Here is a 17574-nt window from a genome sequence, read left to right as displayed (position 1 = left end):
CCTACAGCGCCACAGATAACAGCGGCGCAGTTAGCCCCCCAGCTAACGCGAATCTCGGTTTAACAGGAACGACACCCCCACCGACTCCAGTACCAGTACCAACACCCACTCCCACACCATTACCAATACCGATTCCAGCACCAACACCAACTCCAACACCAACTCCCACACCGACTCCCAACGAACCGCCAGCAGCCAATAATACTAACCTCACCCTAGAGCCCAACAGCACCGCGCAAATTCCGGGATTGGGAAAAAGTGACCCCGATGGGTCGATCGCCTCTTACACCATCAACACCCTGCCGCCAGCGGCCCAAGGCATCCTGTTTTTAGGAGATCCAGCCAACGGCGGAGTCGCCGTGACACCGGGCCAAGTCTTGACACCGGAACAGCTAGGACAACTATTTTTCCAATCCACAGCTAGCTTTACCGGAGCAACTTTCAGCTACAGCGCTACAGATAACAACGGCGCTACCAGTCCCCTGGTTACCGCTACTCTCGGTTCCACAGGAGCAACTCCCACACCAAATCCCCTAAACTTACCGCCAGTAACCAACAATGCTAATTTCACGGTAGACCCCAACAGCAGCGCGCGGGTGCCGGGATTGGGAGGAAGTGACCCCGATGGGTCGATCGCCTCTTACACCATCAACACCCTGCCGCCAGCGGCCCAAGGAATCCTGTTTTTAGGAGATCCAGCTAACGGCGGAGTAGCCGTGACACCAGGTCAAGTCCTGACGCCGGAACAAATAGGACAACTATTTTTCCAATCCACAGGTAGCTTTACCGGTGCCAATTTCAGCTACAGCGCCACAGATAACAGCGGCGCTACCAGCCCCGCCACTGCTACAGTTGCCGCTATATCCCCGACTTCCAACCAACCGCCATCGATTAACAATGTTAACTTCACGGTTCCGACTAACGGCATCGTGCAGGTCTTGGGATTGGGAGGAAGTGACCCCGATGGGTCGATCGTCTCTTACACGATCACCAGCGTCCCCCCAGCTAACCAAGGAGTCCTGTTCTTATCAGATTCAGTCAACGGCGACGTACCCGTGACAGCCGGTCAAGTTTTGACTCCGGCACAAATAGGACAACTATTTTTCGTAGCCACAGTTGACTTTAACGGAGCAACTTTCAGCTACACGGCGACCGACAACCTCGGCAAAGTCAGCCCCGCTAGCGCTACTGTTGCTGCTATCTTGAGGCCAGTTGGAACTGTTCCCCCACTCGTACCAACACCAACACCAACACCCGCGCCCGGTATCTCAAATCCGATCGGGGAAACAGATACCGACTGTCAATGTTCTCCCATTATTGAAAAACCGGGAATTAACTTTGCGCCCCCGCAGCAACCACCTGCAGTTGGATTTGTCCGGCCGATTTCACAATTTTCAGAGGGACAAACCACCAAAGGAACCAACGGCGATGACTTCATCGTAGACACCAAAGGCAATCAAAAAATTGTCGGTTTTGAAGGCAACGACCTGCTTTTAGGTGAAGACGGCGCGGACGAGATTTACGGCAACGAAGACAATGACACCATTTTTGGGGGCATTGACACCGATATTGTTTACGGAGACGAGGGCAACGATATCGTATTTGCAGGCAAACAGAACGACTGGATTGCCGGCGACTTAGGCTCTGACACCCTGTTTGGAGATCGAGGTGCGGATACGATTCTCGGAGACACCGGGCAGAACAACTCCCAGAGTCCTGACGATGCTCGCGATTTGATTTTCGGAGGCGAGGGTGCAGACCTCATTAACGGCAACGAGGGCGACGATACCATCCATACCGGCAAAGGTGACGATATTGCCCTTGGAGGTAAAGAAAATGACCGAATTTGGGGCGAACTCGGCTCCGATACGTTGTTTGGTGGCATCGGCTCCGACAGCTTGTTTGGGGGCATCCGCGACCAAAGGGCCACAGACTCCGAGGGACGCGACTTGCTGTACGGAGGCTTCGGTAACGACTTCCTCAACGGCCAACAAGACAACGATACGCTGGTTGCAGGCAAAGATAACGATCGCGCTTACGGAGGTAAAGGCAATGACATCATCTACGGTCAATTAGGCTCCGATACCCTCTACGGTGGCGAAGGAGCCGATACTCTGCTGGGCGACAGTGGCAGTTCCCAGTCCATCGGGGATCTCGGCGAACAAGACTTAATCTTTGCCGACAGCGGCAACGACATCATCGGCGGCGGCCACGGTAATGATACCGTGCAAGCAGGTAAAGGCAATGATTGTGTTTGGGGTGGCAAAGATAATGACCTGATTTGGGGCGAACTCGGCTCTGATACCCTCGTCGGCGACAGCGGCGATGACACCATGTACGGTGGCGCTCGAAGTCGAGCTAAAGATGTTGGCGGCCAAGACTTGCTCTTTGGTGGCATCGGTGCTGATGTGCTGTTCGGCGATGAGGGTGACGATACCATCAGTGGCGGTCAAGACAACGACTTGATTTACGGCGGTAAAGCTAACGACCTCATACACGGAGATCAGGGTGACGACTTGATTTACGGCGGTGACGGCAGCGATGAACTCTGCGGTGGCGAGGGTAACGATACCATCTATGGCGATCGTGCTGATAACCGGGCTGTCTCGGTGGGCGCAAACGACCAGCAAGACTGCATCAACGGCGGTGACGGCGATGACTTGCTCTACGGCAATGAAGGCCAAGATACTATCAACGGAGATGCTGGCAGCGATACCCTGATTGGTGGTAAAGATAACGACCTTCTCAATGGGGGCGCTGGAGATGACTGGCTGTTTGGTGACTTGGGCGAGGATACTTTAATTGGAGGTATTGGGAGCGATCGATATGTGTTGAGTGCTGATGGCGGGACTGATACTGTCATTAACTTTGAGGTAGGCGTCGATAAGTTTGTTTTGAGCGACGGGCTGAGTTTCCAGCAGTTGCAATTTAGCGCCACTCCGAACGGTACGTTGCTGCTAGTAGCAGCAACCGATCGCGTTTTAGCGAATCTGGTGGGGGTTAACGGGGCGATCGGCTCCTCGGATTTCCTACCAAATCTCTCTGAGCTCTAGAATTGGCGGCGAAAGTCTCCTGTTCTGGCGAACAAAACGCCGCAGCAGATCAGAACTTCTGTGGCGTTCCTCACAATACTCAATCCGGGTTAGAAACTTTGTAGCACTCGGCCTTTGAAATCGCTCTTACAGTTGGCTTTTGTTCCTCTCTCAAATGCTAAAAAATAAAGGTGTATTCAAGCCGGATTTGGTATAATATCAAATCTGTTAGGAGCTAGATTATTCATCAATCTATTATCTTTATCGACGTGAACCAGGGTCAATCTATTGTCATCTGCGGTGAATAAAATATATTTGTTTACCGCTGATAAACACAGATTAAGGCAGATTAATTATATTAATTCCTGTTTCATAAGCCGTAATTTTTGACTGTTTTTACGCCCGACGATGCTACCGGAGTTTATATAACTTTCTATGGGTTTTTTCAGGTGTTCCAATGTACACAATGGTTGGTAGATCAAGTGTTTACTACCCACTAATTTTAGTGTGTTGTGCGATCGGGCTTAAGAGCCAACTAAAATTCATCACTAATTCCCCATTCCCATTCCATTGATTCACAATAGAAGGAAAGAAGAGATACACGGATAGCTATTTTTTCCTTTTTCTTGGTGAAGCCCCAATTCTCCATAATCAATTCAAATACTTAGCTTAGGATAGCGAAATCTGCTTGCGTAAAAACAGCCGGCGCGGCTGGCCGAACAGCCAACCAGTCCAATTCCAATCCACCTGTTGCAAGCGATAGCCGGCCTGATAGTACAACTGTCGCGCCGCGTGATTATTTTCCAGAACGTGGAGGTAAATCTCAGAAAATCCCCATTCTCTGGCTGTCTCCTCGCAGTGGCTGAGCAATTGTTGAGCAACCCCCTGCCGCCGATACTCTGGGTGAACGGCTAAATTCGACAAATAAGGATAGTCAGAATTAGGGCTTTGCCAAGGAAAGCGAGAACGCATAGCCATTTCTACTGTTCCTGTTATGCGCTGATCTCGGTGCGATCGATAATTCTGCGTTCCCTCCTCGCGCGAGACTAGCTCAGCAACCAGACAAATGTAATGTTCTGCCTTAGAACGCAGTCGATTTTTTAAATCTTCGTAAATGCCCAAACGCAACACTGGATACACCCATTCTACAAACCCCTCGCGGGAGTGAAAGCTCATGGCTAAAATATCAGCTAGCTGCGTTAAGTCGTTGGGCGCAGCCACCCGGATAGAAAAACCAGAAAGTCCGGGAGGTTGTTGTTGGTGAGATGGTGAGGAAAAAAATGAAGGATTCACAATGCCAGGCCACTATAGTAATTTTTTTACGCGGGTTTCTAAGCTACCCTCTTAGAAAATTCACTGATGTTATACTGATCTTATAACGTAACTTATAGGCATAGTTTATTACCCAATTAAATTACATTTTTTTTGCTTGACTTTAAGTAGCATTTGAGGTAAATGCAAAATTATTAGCATTTAATACTCTAGTTATGACAAAATAAAACTCATCCCCTAATACTAGATTTGTGGATAAGCTATTTGACCTTTAAATTGAAGCTTGATCCCTGGCTTTCGGCCGACATCACAAGAGTTTAAGTAAACAGTAGCTTACAAATTAAATGCGCGACAGCTTAGCGGGCAAGGTATTAAAAACAATCACAAAGGTTTTAACGTCAGGTTCCCGGAATCCTACCGCTCTCTGCTTACGGAAATACCCGATCGAATATAATTTATCCGTCAAGCGGTAGTTGAAAAACTCAACGACTGACCATACTAACACCGGGCACGATCGCGCGTCGGATGTTCACCGCCGCCTCCCGACCTGACACCCCAGCTTTCAGCAGTTCTGGGCTATCCATCGCCCGTCCCCGATCGAACCGGCCTTACCTGTTGAGCTAGGGGGTACTTTCCCAACTTCCAATTTAAATTTGGATGCCGGGAAACAGTCTGCAGGGGTTTTCCCCATCGGTTCGATACTCTGCTGCGCGCGAGCGAGACCTTCAAAACCTCGATCGAGCTGATTGACCCTGCCCAAAAACCGATACAAGCCACCGACACTCGTCGGGGACAGCTCAAAATTTTAGACCCTAGTTCAAGCTCCCCGATTCATCTGTGGAGTAAATCTAAAATCTAAAATCTAAAATCTAAAATCGACTGATCGGTTTCCACAGAGTACATCCCTAGCTAAGATTAACAGATGGATGCTCGAGCTTGCGGTGTTTCGCCGCAGTAATTGGCTTGTCGAAGGTCTGCAGGACGCACAAAAAATGCCGAGATCGGGGAAAAAAGTGCAAGTCTAACTAAAATGGTACAGCAATTGCGTCACTCCCACAGACACCTCTGTGGTCTGTCAGCCACCCCCCAATATCAGTCAGGGGCTCAGGGCCCGATGGTGGTCGCTATCCTTGGCTGACTGTTAAAGTTGCTGTTACTTGTGGGAAAAAAACACAGGCGAAGATGTTGGTTGTCTATTATATCTTGCTGCGGGCAGCTTTCACATACCAAATACAATATTCCCAGGAGCTAGGAGCAAACATAAATTTGGCAAATCAACTCACAATCAGGACGGTTATTCCTATGTATTCTGAGATATCCAGACGGCAGTTAAAATGGCCAGATTTGTGTTTGCTCTATTGCTGCATAAAGGTAAGGGGTAAAAAAAACTTATCGGGAGACGAGTTTATATGAATATCATTAAATAATAAAATTGGGGTGCACGACAGATAACTGTGGCTCAGAAGAATTCCGAATTGAAAACCCAGACATCAAAAATGAAGGTTGATGCTTGCCTCGCACACTCACAACAACTTCATATCCACGAATTATTGTGATACCATTTTCCCAAAATAATGGCACTCTAGGCAAAATCCGAATCCTTATGTCATCAGTCATTCGCAATCGAAAATCGAAAATCGAAAAGGGTATGACTTCAGCAATTTAAATCGGCGAATTCTTCCTTTAATCAGACTTATTAAATCGAACAGCCCCGGGGCACAGGAGAACGGTGCATGAATTCCCAAGAAAATCCTAAGCTAAAAATTCTGATCGTCGATGACGAACCGGATAACCTCGACTTGCTTTACCGCACCTTCCATCGAGACTACAAAGTGCTCAGAGCCGAATCTGGTCCCGCTGCTCTCGAAATTTTGGCAAAAGAGGGAGAAGTTGCGGTGATTATCTCCGACCAGCGAATGCCAAAAATGAGCGGTACGGAGTTTCTCAGCTTGACGGCGGCTCAGTACCCCGACGTGATCCGAATTATTTTAACTGGCTATACGGATGTTGAAGATTTAGTGGAAGCTATTAACGCTGGCAAAGTATTCAAATACGTTACCAAGCCTTGGGATGCTCAAGAGCTGATAAATCTTGTCAGTCAAGCTGTTGAGACTCACAATCTTCTGAAAACGCGCACCAATGAACTGCGCCGTGCTTTGAGCCAAGAATCGCTGCTTTATGCCGTTACCAATACTATCCGATCGGCTCCCAATTACCAGCAAATGCTGCAAAGAATTGTGGAAAGTGTCGGGCAGATGTTTGAGGTGAGTTGCTGTCTGCTGCGGCCGTTCCAAGACGGCCGGGTGGCCGATGAGTGGTTCGTTTACCAGAAGGCAGAAACTAAAGGGTTGCGGGGCGATGAGGAAGCGATGCCCGGTGATGCTTCTGCTGCCGAACTCTCCCCGGATTTGCTGCCGGATTTGGTTTGGGAAACTCTGGATGTGGAGGTGATTCAAGATGCCCAAACTGACGATCGAGTTTTAAACTGGGATAATCAGCAACGACAGCAGGCTTACGAAGCTGCGAATATTCGATCGAGCTTGATCGTACCGCTGTTTTACAAAATCGAACTGATGGCAGTCTTGGCGCTGCACCAGTTCGATCGACCGCGCCAGTGGCAAGACCACGAGGTACAGTTGGTAATTACGGTGGCAGACCAAGCGGCTTTGGCGCTTTCTCAAGCCCGGGCTTACGAACGGGTGCGGGCGCTGGCAAAGCGCGAGGCCTTAGTCAATACTATTACTACGGCAATTCGATCGAGTCTCGATCCTCAAAATATTTTTGCAGCCATTACTCAACAACTCGGCCAAGCTTTGCAAGTTGACGGCTGCGCCCTATCTCTGTGGACAGAAGATGATGAATACGTCCAATGCGTGGGGCTATACGACACAAATATGGATACCGTGGCTGTAGAACAGGGTTTTATTGATCCAGAGGTAGTTGCGAACCCCCTGGGCTACGAGACGGCTTCTGGCGATGCTGCTGCTAACACTCGGGCTTGGGTTTTTGCCCATCCTTCTTTGCCACAGTCTTTGGTGCCGATTCGGGGCAATCCGGTGTTGCTGCAAGTTATGGTATCAAAAGAGCCGGTGGCGATCGAAGATCTCGAGGAACACCCCGAGTTAAATGTTACAGAACTCCAAGTTCGATCGCCAGCCCGCGCCCTGTTAGTCGTTCCCTTGCTCTCAGAAGGCAAAATCATCGGCAGCATTTCCCTGCGCCAAAATCGCAGCATCCGCCGCTGGAACATCTCAGATATTGACCTGGCTCAAATAGTCGCAACTCAAGCTGCTCTGGCCGTACAGCAGTCGCGCCTCTACCAGACTACCAGACAGCAGGCAGAACGGCTTCTGGAAGCCGATCGGCTCAAGACCGAATTTTTCCAAAATATCTCCCACGAGTTCCGCACGCCTCTAACTCTAACTATCGGCCCTCTGGAATCAGCTTGCAGGCGCCAAGAAGACTTGCCCTACGAACAAGCCGTAATCGCTTTGCGTAATTCCCGCCGCCTCCTGCGCTTGGTAAATCAACTGCTGGACTTGCAGCGGCTCGATGCCGGACGGATGCAGCCGAGTTTCCGCCCCTGCGATTTAGTCGGTTTCTGTTACTCTACCGCAGAGTCGTTCCGCGCCTACTGTGAGAAAAAAGGACTGCACTTAATTACCCAACTGCAAGAATGTCCTTTACTTTATTTGGATCTGGAAAGATTTGACAAAGTTATTTACAACCTGCTATCAAATGCTGTTAAATTCACCCCAGAAGGCGGAACTATCACCCTGAAAGTTGAATCGGCTGGCGCTCACTGCTTGTTGCAAGTAAAAGACACCGGTATCGGCATTCGCACCGAACAAATTCCCTATTTATTCGAGCGCTTTCACCAAGCCGAAGGTTCTGCTAGCCGTTCCTACGAAGGCAGCGGTTTAGGTTTGGCACTTGTCAAAGAATTGGTCGAACTCCACGGCGGTCAAATTTCTGTTGAGTCAGTTTACGGCGAAGGTACTACTTTTACCGTTTGGCTGCACTTCGGTTCGACTCACTTGCCGCCGGAACAGGTACTAGAAATACCAGCAGAGTTTCACTCATCCAAAGCTGCGGTGGAACTGGCAGATGTGGAGGCAGATTTGTCCGAAAATGAGGCTGAAAATTACAACTTTGAGCCGCTCCAACCGGTCAGATCAGAAACAGCAGTGGGAACGGTTTTGGTGGTTGACGACAATCCCGATTTACGCTTTTATGTGTCAGCTATTCTGCGAGATTCCGGCTTTGCAGTGTTGCTGGCTCGCAACGGAGAAGAAGGATTTGCCGTGGCTAAAAAACGTCGCCCTAATTTAATTATAACGGATTTGATGATGCCTTTGGTTTCGGGTTTGGATTTGATTAAGATGATTCGAGAAGATGAGGAATTGCAGGGAACTCCGGCAATTTTGCTGACTGCTAAAGCCGACGAAGATACTCGAATTGAAGGAGTAGAACGGGGTGCTGATGCTTATTTGTCCAAGCCTTTTAACGATCGAGAATTGTTGGCGGAAGTGCGGAATTTGATCGCCCTCAAACAAAACGAGCGCCGAGTGCAGCAGTTGAACAGTTATTTAACTGAGTCGGTGCTACGCCGATTTTTGCCACCGGCGATGGTGAAGGCCGCTGCGGCTGGAGATTTGGCATTGGATTTGCGCCCGGAACCGCGATTGATTACTATTCTGTTTAGCGATATTGTCGGTTTTACTCAAATGGCAAATACGCTGCGCTCGCGCCGGGTAGCTGAGCTGTTGAATGAATATTTGGCGGCAATGACTAAGGCTATTTTTGACAGTGGCGGTACGGTGGACAAGTTTGTTGGAGATGCGGTAATGGCTTTCTTTGGCGCGCCGGAGGAACTAACACCTAACGAGCAAGTACGCCGCGCTATCGCTGCTGCAAGGCAAATGGTGCTATCTCTCAAGGAGCTTAATAAGGGCTGGTTGGAGCAGGGAATTGTTGGGGAAAATGGGGTGCCTCCGGTGCGGTTTCGCTGCGGAATTCACCAGGGTACTGCGGTGGTGGGGATGTTTGGCGGCCCCGATCGATCGGATTATACTGCGATCGGGCCGAGCGTGAATATTGCCGCCCGCTTGCAAGAGGTAACGGAACCAAACACGGTGCTAATTTCGGCGGCGGTGGCAGATTATGTTGAGGAAAATCGCATTGTTAAATATAAGCCTTTGAAACTAAAGGGAATTGATGAAACTGTATTGACTTTTTTACTAAATTGTGATTAGTCATGATAAGTATTATATGTTGATATCCCACTCACAATTTCGGGAACAACCTATTCCTAAATAAGTAGAGGAGTCGCAAAATATGTATGTAGTCCAAAGCGATGGTCACTCTGTGATATCGTTTCCGGTTGCATCGGAATAATAAACTCAAGTCAACAGTTAACACTCAACCATTCAGTTTTTCGACCCGCCCGTCAACAGTCAACAGTCAACAATAATTCCGGTGCAATAGGAATTGATATAATTTATCTGTGTTTATCTGCCTGGATCTGCGGTTACAAAAAGACAATTTATTAACCGCAGATGACAAGGGATTGACGCTGATTCACGCAGATTCAGAGCAGATTCAGAGCAGAGATATAGGAAGAATTCTTCTCCTAACAGATTTGAGCTCAAGTGTTTAATCTAAAGTCTAAAATCTACAATCTATCCATCAAAGTTCAAGATTCCCAATTACGCTTGTAGAGTCAAATCTCAAATCTCACATCTCAAATCTCAACTCTAAAATCTACCATTGACTGACAGTCCTGGCTTGAATCTATCAAAAGAGGGAACTTTTTTAACCACTCGTCGCTGGATAACCTCTATCTAGAGAACGGTTACACCGATCGCTCTGATCGAGTAAAAATAGAGTGTCATATCTTCTTTTGTATTCTATGAAACTGAATTATTTTACGAAACGGCTTTCGACTTTAGGGCGCTCGATCGCTGCAACTGTGCTTTGCGTCTGTGCGATGGCCTTCGTCTGGTCTGGTGCGTTCTTCTCGAACACCGCAGCAATGGCTTCTCCTGCTGTAAACTCGATGGCAGCAACAGCAGATGCGGGCGATGGCGTTCAAGAAAAAGCCAGCAAAGATGCTGGACGAACCAAGAATTTCATCCGAGATACAGAAGAGAAGGTTAAGGAAACTGCAAAGACAAATGCTGGTAAAGTCGATCGAGCATCGGATGATGGTAGTTTTGTAGAGCGCAAAGCTAAGAAAGATGCCGCCACAATTGAGAAAAGAGCATCGGAAGATTCAGCTCGGACTCAGAAAGCAGTAGATAATACCAAGAATGCTGTCGAGAGCGCTGTTGACAGCATCAAGGGTGTTTTTAGCAAGTAGACAATAAATAAGTAGGTAAGCGCAAAAAAACAATAATATCTTGCAGGGGCTTGTAGGGGTGGCTTTAGGGCTTATCTACAGTAAGGGCGAGTCGATCGTTGCAGAACCCGCCCTCTCCCCAAGTGATGTTTATTTGTACTTACTTACTTGAAACTGAAAGATTGATGTACATTGACCAAGACCTCTAGACGGCGGCTCCTGTAAGCGACCCCAAGCCCTTGTTTAAAATTGTCGCAAAAACCGCAAATCGCTAGCATAAACCCGGCGAATATCGTCGATTTCATAAAGTACCATTGCGAACCGCTCGACACCAAAACCGGCCGCAAACCCAGTATATTTTTCTGGATCTAAACCGACTCCTTTAAGAACATTCGGATCAACCGTTCCGCAGCCCAAAACTTCCAGCCATTTGCCGTTCCACTGCAAATCAACTTCGGCAGAAGGTTCAGTAAACGGAAAGTAACTCGTGCGGAAACGGATCGGCAAATCTTGCCCGAACATTTGCCGCAAAAACTCTTTAATTGTGCCTTTCAAGTCAGTAAATGTTAGACCTTCACCAATTGCTAAAAGTTCAATTTGGTGAAAAACTGCGGCGTGAGTAGCATCAACAGTATCGCGGCGGTAAACGCGGCCGGGAGAGACAATCCTAATCGGCGGTTTGTGCTGTTCCATGTAGCGAATTTGCACTGATGATGTCTGAGTCCGCAGCAAGTCGCCACCTGGTAGGTAAAATGTATCTTGCATATCCCGCGCTGGATGGTCTGGCGGGGTGTTCAGTGCCTCGAAGTTGTAATAATCAGTTTCCATTTCCGGGCCGTTGGCGACGGTGTATCCGAGGCCGACAAAGATATCGAGAGCGCGGTCTATGACGGCGTTTAAGGGGTGAACGCGGCCTTGGGGGCGAAAAATCCCCGGCATGGTGACATCGATGGTTTCGGAGGCTAATTTGGCTTGGATTTGGGCGGTTTGGAGGGCGGCGCGCTTGTCTTCTAAATCGGCTTGCAGGGCTTCTTTGACTGTATTGGCGATCGCACCTACTTTGGGTCGCTGGTCTGGCGACAGTTTGCCCATCATGCCTAAAATTTGAGAGAGTTGGCCTTTTTTGCCGAGGTAGCCGACGCGCAATTGTTCGAGTTGTTCGAGGGTATTGGCAGTGGCGATCGCACTTTTGGACTCTTGGCCGAGGGTTTCTAGTTGAGTTTCAATGTCGCTTAGCTGGACAGTCATTTTGATTTTAGATTTTAGATTTTAGATTTTAGATTGATGGCAGTTTTGGGCCAAGTTGAGTTTAGCGCAATTTTGGCTCGACAGCTTGTTGATTTTAGATTTTAGATTTTAGATTTTAGATTTTCGGCAGTTAGGGATAATTTGTAATAGGTAATTGGATGTTAGAGCGATCGCCCTAGTTGAATCTAGTTTAAGATTGCTATAAGGCCTATAAAAATTTCAATGAAACTTTTAATTAGCAACGACGACGGCATCTTTGCACAAGGCATCCGTAGCCTCGCCAACGCTCTCGCCGCCGCTGGTCACGACGTGAGCGTAGTTTGTCCCGACAGAGAGCGCTCCGCTACCGGCCACGGCCTTACCCTCCACCAACCCATCCGCGCTGAAATTGTCGAATCTATTTTTGAGCCCCCAGTCCAAGCTTGGGCCTGTTCGGGCACTCCCGCCGACTGCGTGAAACTTGCTTTGTGGGCTTTACTTGACAAACCGCCGGATTTTGTTCTTTCCGGTATCAACCACGGGCCCAATTTAGGCACGGACATCATCTGTTCGGGTACGGTTTCGGCAGCAATGGAAGGAATTATGGAAGGCATTCCCAGCATAGCTTTCAGCCTCGCCAGCTTTACTTCGCAGGAATTTGGGCCGGCGGTGGATTTCGCTGTCACCTTGCTGGCACAGTTGGAAAAACAGCCAATGGCGAAACCGATGCTGTTGAATGTCAACATACCAGCAGTCACACAAGCAGAAATTACCGGAGTTGCGATCGCCCGTCAAGGCATTCGCCGCTATTTCGACATATTTCAAAAGCGCACCGATCCGCGCGGCAAAACTTATTATTGGCTGGCTGGGGAATTGTTAGAAGATATAGAAGAAATCGCCGATTCGGCGGTGCCGCATGATATTCCTACAGACGTACAAGCTATTCGCGACAACAGAATAACCGTAACTCCTTTGCAATATAATCTCACCTGTGCTCCAGACTTGCACTCGTTGCGGGATTGGCAATTTGAAGGTTTTCCCAAGCAGTGAGCTCCGATCGACCCGATCGGAGCGGTAAACTAGGAATTAAGGAAAAGTGCCTCTAAAGGTCTATACCTTAGGCGTTAACACAGGCTCCCAATTACTTGTTAGTTTTTTTTACTCAAGAAAAACATTTATGAACGCTCCCACCTATAACACTCATTCTGTCACTTGCCCGATCTGCAACCGTTCCAGCGTCGTAGGCCCCGTCGGAATGGTCAGTGGACTTTTCACTTGTCCCCACTGCCATTCTCATATGGTAATTAGCTGGAGCGGTCATTTTGTGCGCGATCCTTTTAGTCTCAAACAACTGACGGTAGGAAAGATGCTCAGGCGCGAGAGCAGACCGTTAGCTCGCCTTCAGCGGGACTTTGGATTGAGTAAGCCTTTTCCGCTGATTGCCATTTTAGGCAGTGTGGTGTTTTTCGGGTGTGCGCTCGCCGCTACGGAACAATCGCTACCCCGACAGAATTCACTGCAAGGATTTTTAGAGTGGGTGAGCGGAACTGGTAATTCCGAAGAGGTCTCACCTTAACATTTCTTAAAAGAAATTCTGACAGATACTGCGTGCAAATATCTATTCCTTTAGGTAGAAATCACACTATTTTAGCAATTGCATCCCTCTTGAGCTAGGGGTAAGCACTTAGACGCCTTGCCCTTCATCCTGTGCCCAAAAACGTCAAAACCCCTGTCCGGCAGGGGTTTTAATCCCTGCCTCAAAGCTCAAGTTTGGTGGGCGTAAGTCTCACGAGGGTATTTCGAGTTAAGTTGACACATATCACATTGCTCAATTTAGAAACTCAGCTATTTTTCTAACTGCTGCTTCCAAAATTGCTGGCGACTCGACTAAGGCAAATCGCACGTAGCCTTCTCCTGATTTCCCGAAACCGGCACCGGGGGAAGCTGCGACTCCTGTACTCTGTACTAGCTGAGTGCAAAATTTCACGGAATCTTGGGCCCAAGGTTCCGGCAGTTTTGCCCAGACGTACATGGTGGCGGGGGGTACGGGTACTTGCCAGCCGATGCCCTGCAGCGCGTTTACAAAGGCATCCCGCCGTTGTCTGAAGGTTTCTACGCTGGTTCTGACGGTATCTTGAGGGCCGGTTAATGCGGAGATCGCTCCGTTCAAGATCCCTCGGTATTGGTTGAAGTCCACTGCGGCTTTTACCTGTCGCAGCGCTGCAATTAGTTCGGAATTGCCGATCGCGTATCCGACTCGAAAACCTCCCATACTGTAGGATTTGGATAGTGTAAAAAACTCGATCGCCACATTCTTATCTCGATCCGCCTGAAAGATTGACGGCGCCATCAATTTTCGATATTCTTCCTCGTTACCAGACTCTGCCTCTATGAGAGAATTGCGATCGTCAAACACCAAATCCACATAAGGGAAATCGTGAACTAAAACAAGTTGATGTTCCCGACAAAAATCCACAGCTTTCTCAAAAAAAGCAACCGGGGCGATCGCAGTTGTAGGATTGTGAGGATAGCTCAAAACCATCATCTTCGACTGAGCCAGCACTGCTGCCGGAATATCTTCAAATATCGGCAAAAACGCATTTTCTGCTAATAGCGGCATCGGATAAATTTGACCGCCCGCTAAATGCACACCGCCTGCGTGGGAAGGATAGCCGGGATCGAGCAACAAAGCAAAATCTCCCGGGTTGAGTACAGCTAAAGGCATATGCGCCGTGCCTTCTTGGGAACCAATTAACGGCAGCACTTCTGTTTCTGGATTGACTGCAATCCCAAATTTTTGCTTGTACCAAATAGCTGCTGCTTCCCGAAAATCTCTTGTGCCGTTAAATAGCAAATAGCCGTGAGTGCTGGTGTCGGACAGAGAATGTGCGATCGCATCTGTAATATGAGCAGCCGCCGGCAAATCCGAAGAACCCAGAGACAAGTCAATCACATTTTGCCCCGCTGCTCTAGCTTGAGCTTTTGCCCGATCCATATCGGCAAATACATTAAATTGCAGTGGCTCTAAACGTTTAGCAAATTGCATATTTTTTTTCAGTTGACAGTTGACAGTTGACAGTTGATAGCGACCTCTACCTGGAAGGAAGAGGATTGGAGTAATAAATAGTCTTCTTTTAATTTCTCCCTACAAGGCTTGGGGGTTTAAACCAATTCTTTCTGGTAATTTTTGGGGATTTTAATGAATCTTTTTATCTGGGGGTAAGATTTTTTTTGATAGGGCATTTTTATTTAGTTTGTGAATTATTTTTTTTCACTAACCGCCGAGAGCGCAGAGGGCGTAGAGTCAAAGAGGAATATCGAGGATAAAAGAGAGATATTAAAAAAATATTTGCGATTGCTATAATTGTAAGTTGGGAGTTGGAAACTCCCGAATCATTTCCAAAGTTTATAAGTGAGCGTCGAGCAAACCGATCAAAGTTTGTTTAGTAATAGCTCCCTCGTGAGAAAGCACTACTTCGGCATTTTTAAAGAGCCTGAGAGCTGGGACTCCTTCTACTTTATACTGCTTGACAGTATTAGGATTGGGGTCAATTTCCATTTTAACCACTTTCAGCCGATCGCTGTAGTTGGCCGCCACCCAGTCTACCGAAGGCGCGATCAGTTTGCAAGGCCCGCACCAACTAGCCCAAAAATAGGCAAGCACTGGTTGCTCTGCTTTCAGGACTTCTGTTTCAAATTTTTCGTCGTTAATGACAATTACACTGTTGCTCATGGTTCTGGGATTATTTTTTCTATTTATTTCTAAAGCACCCGCAGGCGTGAAACTTGCACCAACTGACAAGACAGGCCCAAAAAACTGTTACTAATTTTAAAACATTCTGCGAATTATTGAGTGCGAACTCAGGACTGGGGACTGATGGCTAATTCTGTATGGCGTTTAATTCCACTGTTGTCGGCGTCTGGTAGCGTGCAGATGGCTATCGACCAATGGCTACTGGAACAGCATCTAGCGGGCAAACATCCGCCAACTCTGCGATTTTACACTTGGCAACCGGCGGCGATTTCCTTGGGCTACCACCAGCGCAGGTGGCCGGAGTTTTGGCAGCAGTTGTCTTGGCAGGGAATGCCTGTGGAGTTGGTGAGGAGGCCCAGCGGCGGGCGCGCCGTGCTGCACCAAGGGGATTTAACTTATGCAGTTGTGGCGTCGGGATTTGGAAGCAGCCGTATGAAAGCTTATCAGACTATTTGCGAGTTTTTGATTGAGGGTTGGAGGGCGATGGGTTTGGATTTGCAATACGGGGAAGCTGGAAGGGGCTATATTCACAATCCGAATTGTTTTGGTACTGCGACGGGTGCGGATTTAGTTACACTTGATGGCTGCAAGTTAATTGGTAGCGCGCAATTGCGACGGGGTGATGCTATTTTGCAGCACGGTTCGATGCGTTTGCAGCCAGATGTTAAATTGTTTTCTCAAGTGTTTGGAGAGGAATTAATTCCTGTGCAATTACCTCTATCTGAAGTGGGAGATGATTTGATTACAACTGTAATTGACGTTTTGAGTGCGGCGGCTTCTCGCTGTTTTGAAATTGATTTGGAAGTGCAGTCGCTTTCAGAAGAGGAATGGCAGGATATTGGGGAATTAACAAGTAATAAGCTGTTTCACATTTTTTAACCTGCATATTTGGGGGTGGGCTTTACTGCCACATTTTGGGAACAGCAAAGATGCCTGTTCCACAAGAGATTTCTGGAATAATTATTGTGGGGATGTTACGAAGTCGATCGCCTTTTGGGAACGGCAAAGATGGCCGTTCCCAAAAAAAATTAGTGTAGAACAGCCATATTGGCTGTTACTCAGACAAGTTAAAAACTTGTACACTGATTTTTATTAAAACTATTGTGGGCCGTTGCTCCTACTCCAGAAAAGTTAAATTTAAATGCAGTACGGCTTATGGCTGCGGCTCAATTTGAACGATCGGCTCTTTGGCAATTTGGTTCAATTTCACAGAATCCAGCAAGCTTTCCCAATCAGCAGTTAATTCTGCATCATTAGGATTAGCGCCACGAGCGGCAGCTAGATTGCTGAGAGCCTCTTGCCAAATCCCATTCTGAGCATAAATAAAGGTTTTCTGGCGCGCATCAGCCTTCTCTAATTGACTGCGGATATCTGCACTGAGTTCAACTCGGCGCACAATACCTTCTTCCAACATATCTGCGGATCTGTCTTGAGCGTCACAAATCAATGCAACAGACCAACGGTAATTTTTGCCTACTTGCAAGGGGGACACATTTTTATCGGCGGGGAGACTAACACCGATTACCCCTGATGAATTGTTAGTTTTTAGGGTTGTTTGATAAATCGGCTTCCCGTTTTCATCTTTGAGGACAAACTCGGCTTCTTGTGCCTCTGTTTGAGGCAAGTAGAAAAAGAATACAGGATATTCCGAAACAGTCCGTCCGATTTTATTTTCTGGTATCAAGGCTGTAAACTCTATCTCACCCTTCACGCATTTACTTGCTGTGCGCGTCACTCTCGGTAGATCGCCCGGTAACATATCTTCAATAGGCTGAACCAAGCGCGGCCCTCCCGATTGAGTATTGTCTGGCCCGTCAATTGTGTTTATTGGCGGTCGTCCCAAAACGGCAAGTTGGGAAATGTTGAGTATGGCGATCGATACTACCGCTGCCATTGATGTCAGGTGGATGAGAAACTTAGTATTTTTTTTCATCTTTTTCATGAGTTTT

Annotated in this window: 11 protein-coding genes; 6 read left to right on the top strand and 5 right to left on the bottom strand. The window is 47.9% G+C overall.

The features are described 5' to 3' along the window. On the top strand, positions 1–3053 hold a 3053-nt coding region (locus QUA42_RS01680; protein WP_445301278.1), incomplete at its 5' end, for an Ig-like domain-containing protein. A gap of 648 nt (positions 3054–3701) precedes the next feature. Here QUA42_RS01680 and QUA42_RS01675 read toward each other — a convergent pair. Next, entirely contained in the window at positions 3702–4325 is a 624-nt protein-coding gene (locus QUA42_RS01675; RefSeq protein WP_333134532.1) for a GNAT family N-acetyltransferase, read from the bottom strand. Positions 4326–6037: 1712 nt separating this feature from the next. Between QUA42_RS01675 and QUA42_RS01670 the strand changes: the two genes are divergently transcribed. Together QUA42_RS01670 and QUA42_RS01665 are read left to right on the top strand one after the other, a co-directional pair. Beyond that, positions 6038–9559 carry a response regulator gene (locus tag QUA42_RS01670; RefSeq protein ID WP_333134530.1) on the top strand — a complete coding sequence of 1174 codons (3522 nt, stop codon included), beginning with the start codon at positions 6038–6040 and terminating at the stop codon, positions 9557–9559. A 656-nt stretch (positions 9560–10215) separates the two neighbouring features. Beyond that, a complete protein-coding gene (locus QUA42_RS01665) occupies positions 10216–10665 on the top strand; it encodes a hypothetical protein (protein WP_333134528.1) in 450 nt (149 codons plus the stop codon). A gap of 222 nt (positions 10666–10887) precedes the next feature. Here QUA42_RS01665 and pheS read toward each other — a convergent pair whose 3' ends face one another. Further along, positions 10888–11892 carry a phenylalanine--tRNA ligase subunit alpha gene (gene pheS, locus QUA42_RS01660; protein ID WP_333134526.1) on the bottom strand — a complete coding sequence of 335 codons (1005 nt, stop codon included), beginning with the start codon at positions 11890–11892 and terminating at the stop codon, positions 10888–10890. Between the two features lie 222 nt (positions 11893–12114). Between pheS and surE the strand changes: the two genes are divergently transcribed. Both surE and QUA42_RS01650 read left to right on the top strand, forming a co-directional pair. After that, entirely contained in the window at positions 12115–12921 is an 807-nt protein-coding gene (gene surE, locus QUA42_RS01655; protein ID WP_333134524.1) for a 5'/3'-nucleotidase SurE, read from the top strand. 127 nt (positions 12922–13048) lie between these two features. Then, complete coding sequence (locus tag QUA42_RS01650; RefSeq protein WP_333134522.1) at positions 13049–13447, top strand: hypothetical protein; 399 nt, start codon at positions 13049–13051, stop codon at positions 13445–13447. A gap of 252 nt (positions 13448–13699) precedes the next feature. Here the strand turns inward: QUA42_RS01650 and QUA42_RS01645 are convergent, their stop codons facing one another. After that, a complete protein-coding gene (locus QUA42_RS01645; RefSeq protein WP_333134520.1) occupies positions 13700–14917 on the bottom strand; it encodes an LL-diaminopimelate aminotransferase in 1218 nt (405 codons plus the stop codon). A gap of 360 nt (positions 14918–15277) precedes the next feature. Further along, entirely contained in the window at positions 15278–15604 is a 327-nt protein-coding gene (locus tag QUA42_RS01640) for a thioredoxin family protein (protein WP_172188562.1), read from the bottom strand. 144 nt (positions 15605–15748) lie between these two features. On the opposite strand from QUA42_RS01640, the gene QUA42_RS01635 reads away from it, so the two are divergent. After that, a complete protein-coding gene (locus QUA42_RS01635; RefSeq protein ID WP_333134518.1) occupies positions 15749–16504 on the top strand; it encodes a biotin/lipoate A/B protein ligase family protein in 756 nt (251 codons plus the stop codon). Positions 16505–16778: 274 nt separating this feature from the next. Here the strand turns inward: QUA42_RS01635 and QUA42_RS01630 are convergent, their stop codons facing one another. Next, on the bottom strand, positions 16779–17567 hold the full coding sequence (locus QUA42_RS01630; protein WP_333134516.1) for a DUF928 domain-containing protein: 789 nt from the start codon (positions 17565–17567) through the stop codon (positions 16779–16781). Positions 17568–17574 lie beyond the last annotated feature (7 nt).

It is taken from the genome of Microcoleus sp. Pol11C2 (assembly GCF_036701505.1).
In the GTDB taxonomy this organism is placed as follows: Bacteria; Cyanobacteriota; Cyanobacteriia; order Cyanobacteriales; family Microcoleaceae; genus Microcoleus.
The sequence above is the reverse complement of the archived record's forward strand: the minus strand, read 5'-3'. Positions and strand labels throughout refer to the sequence as shown.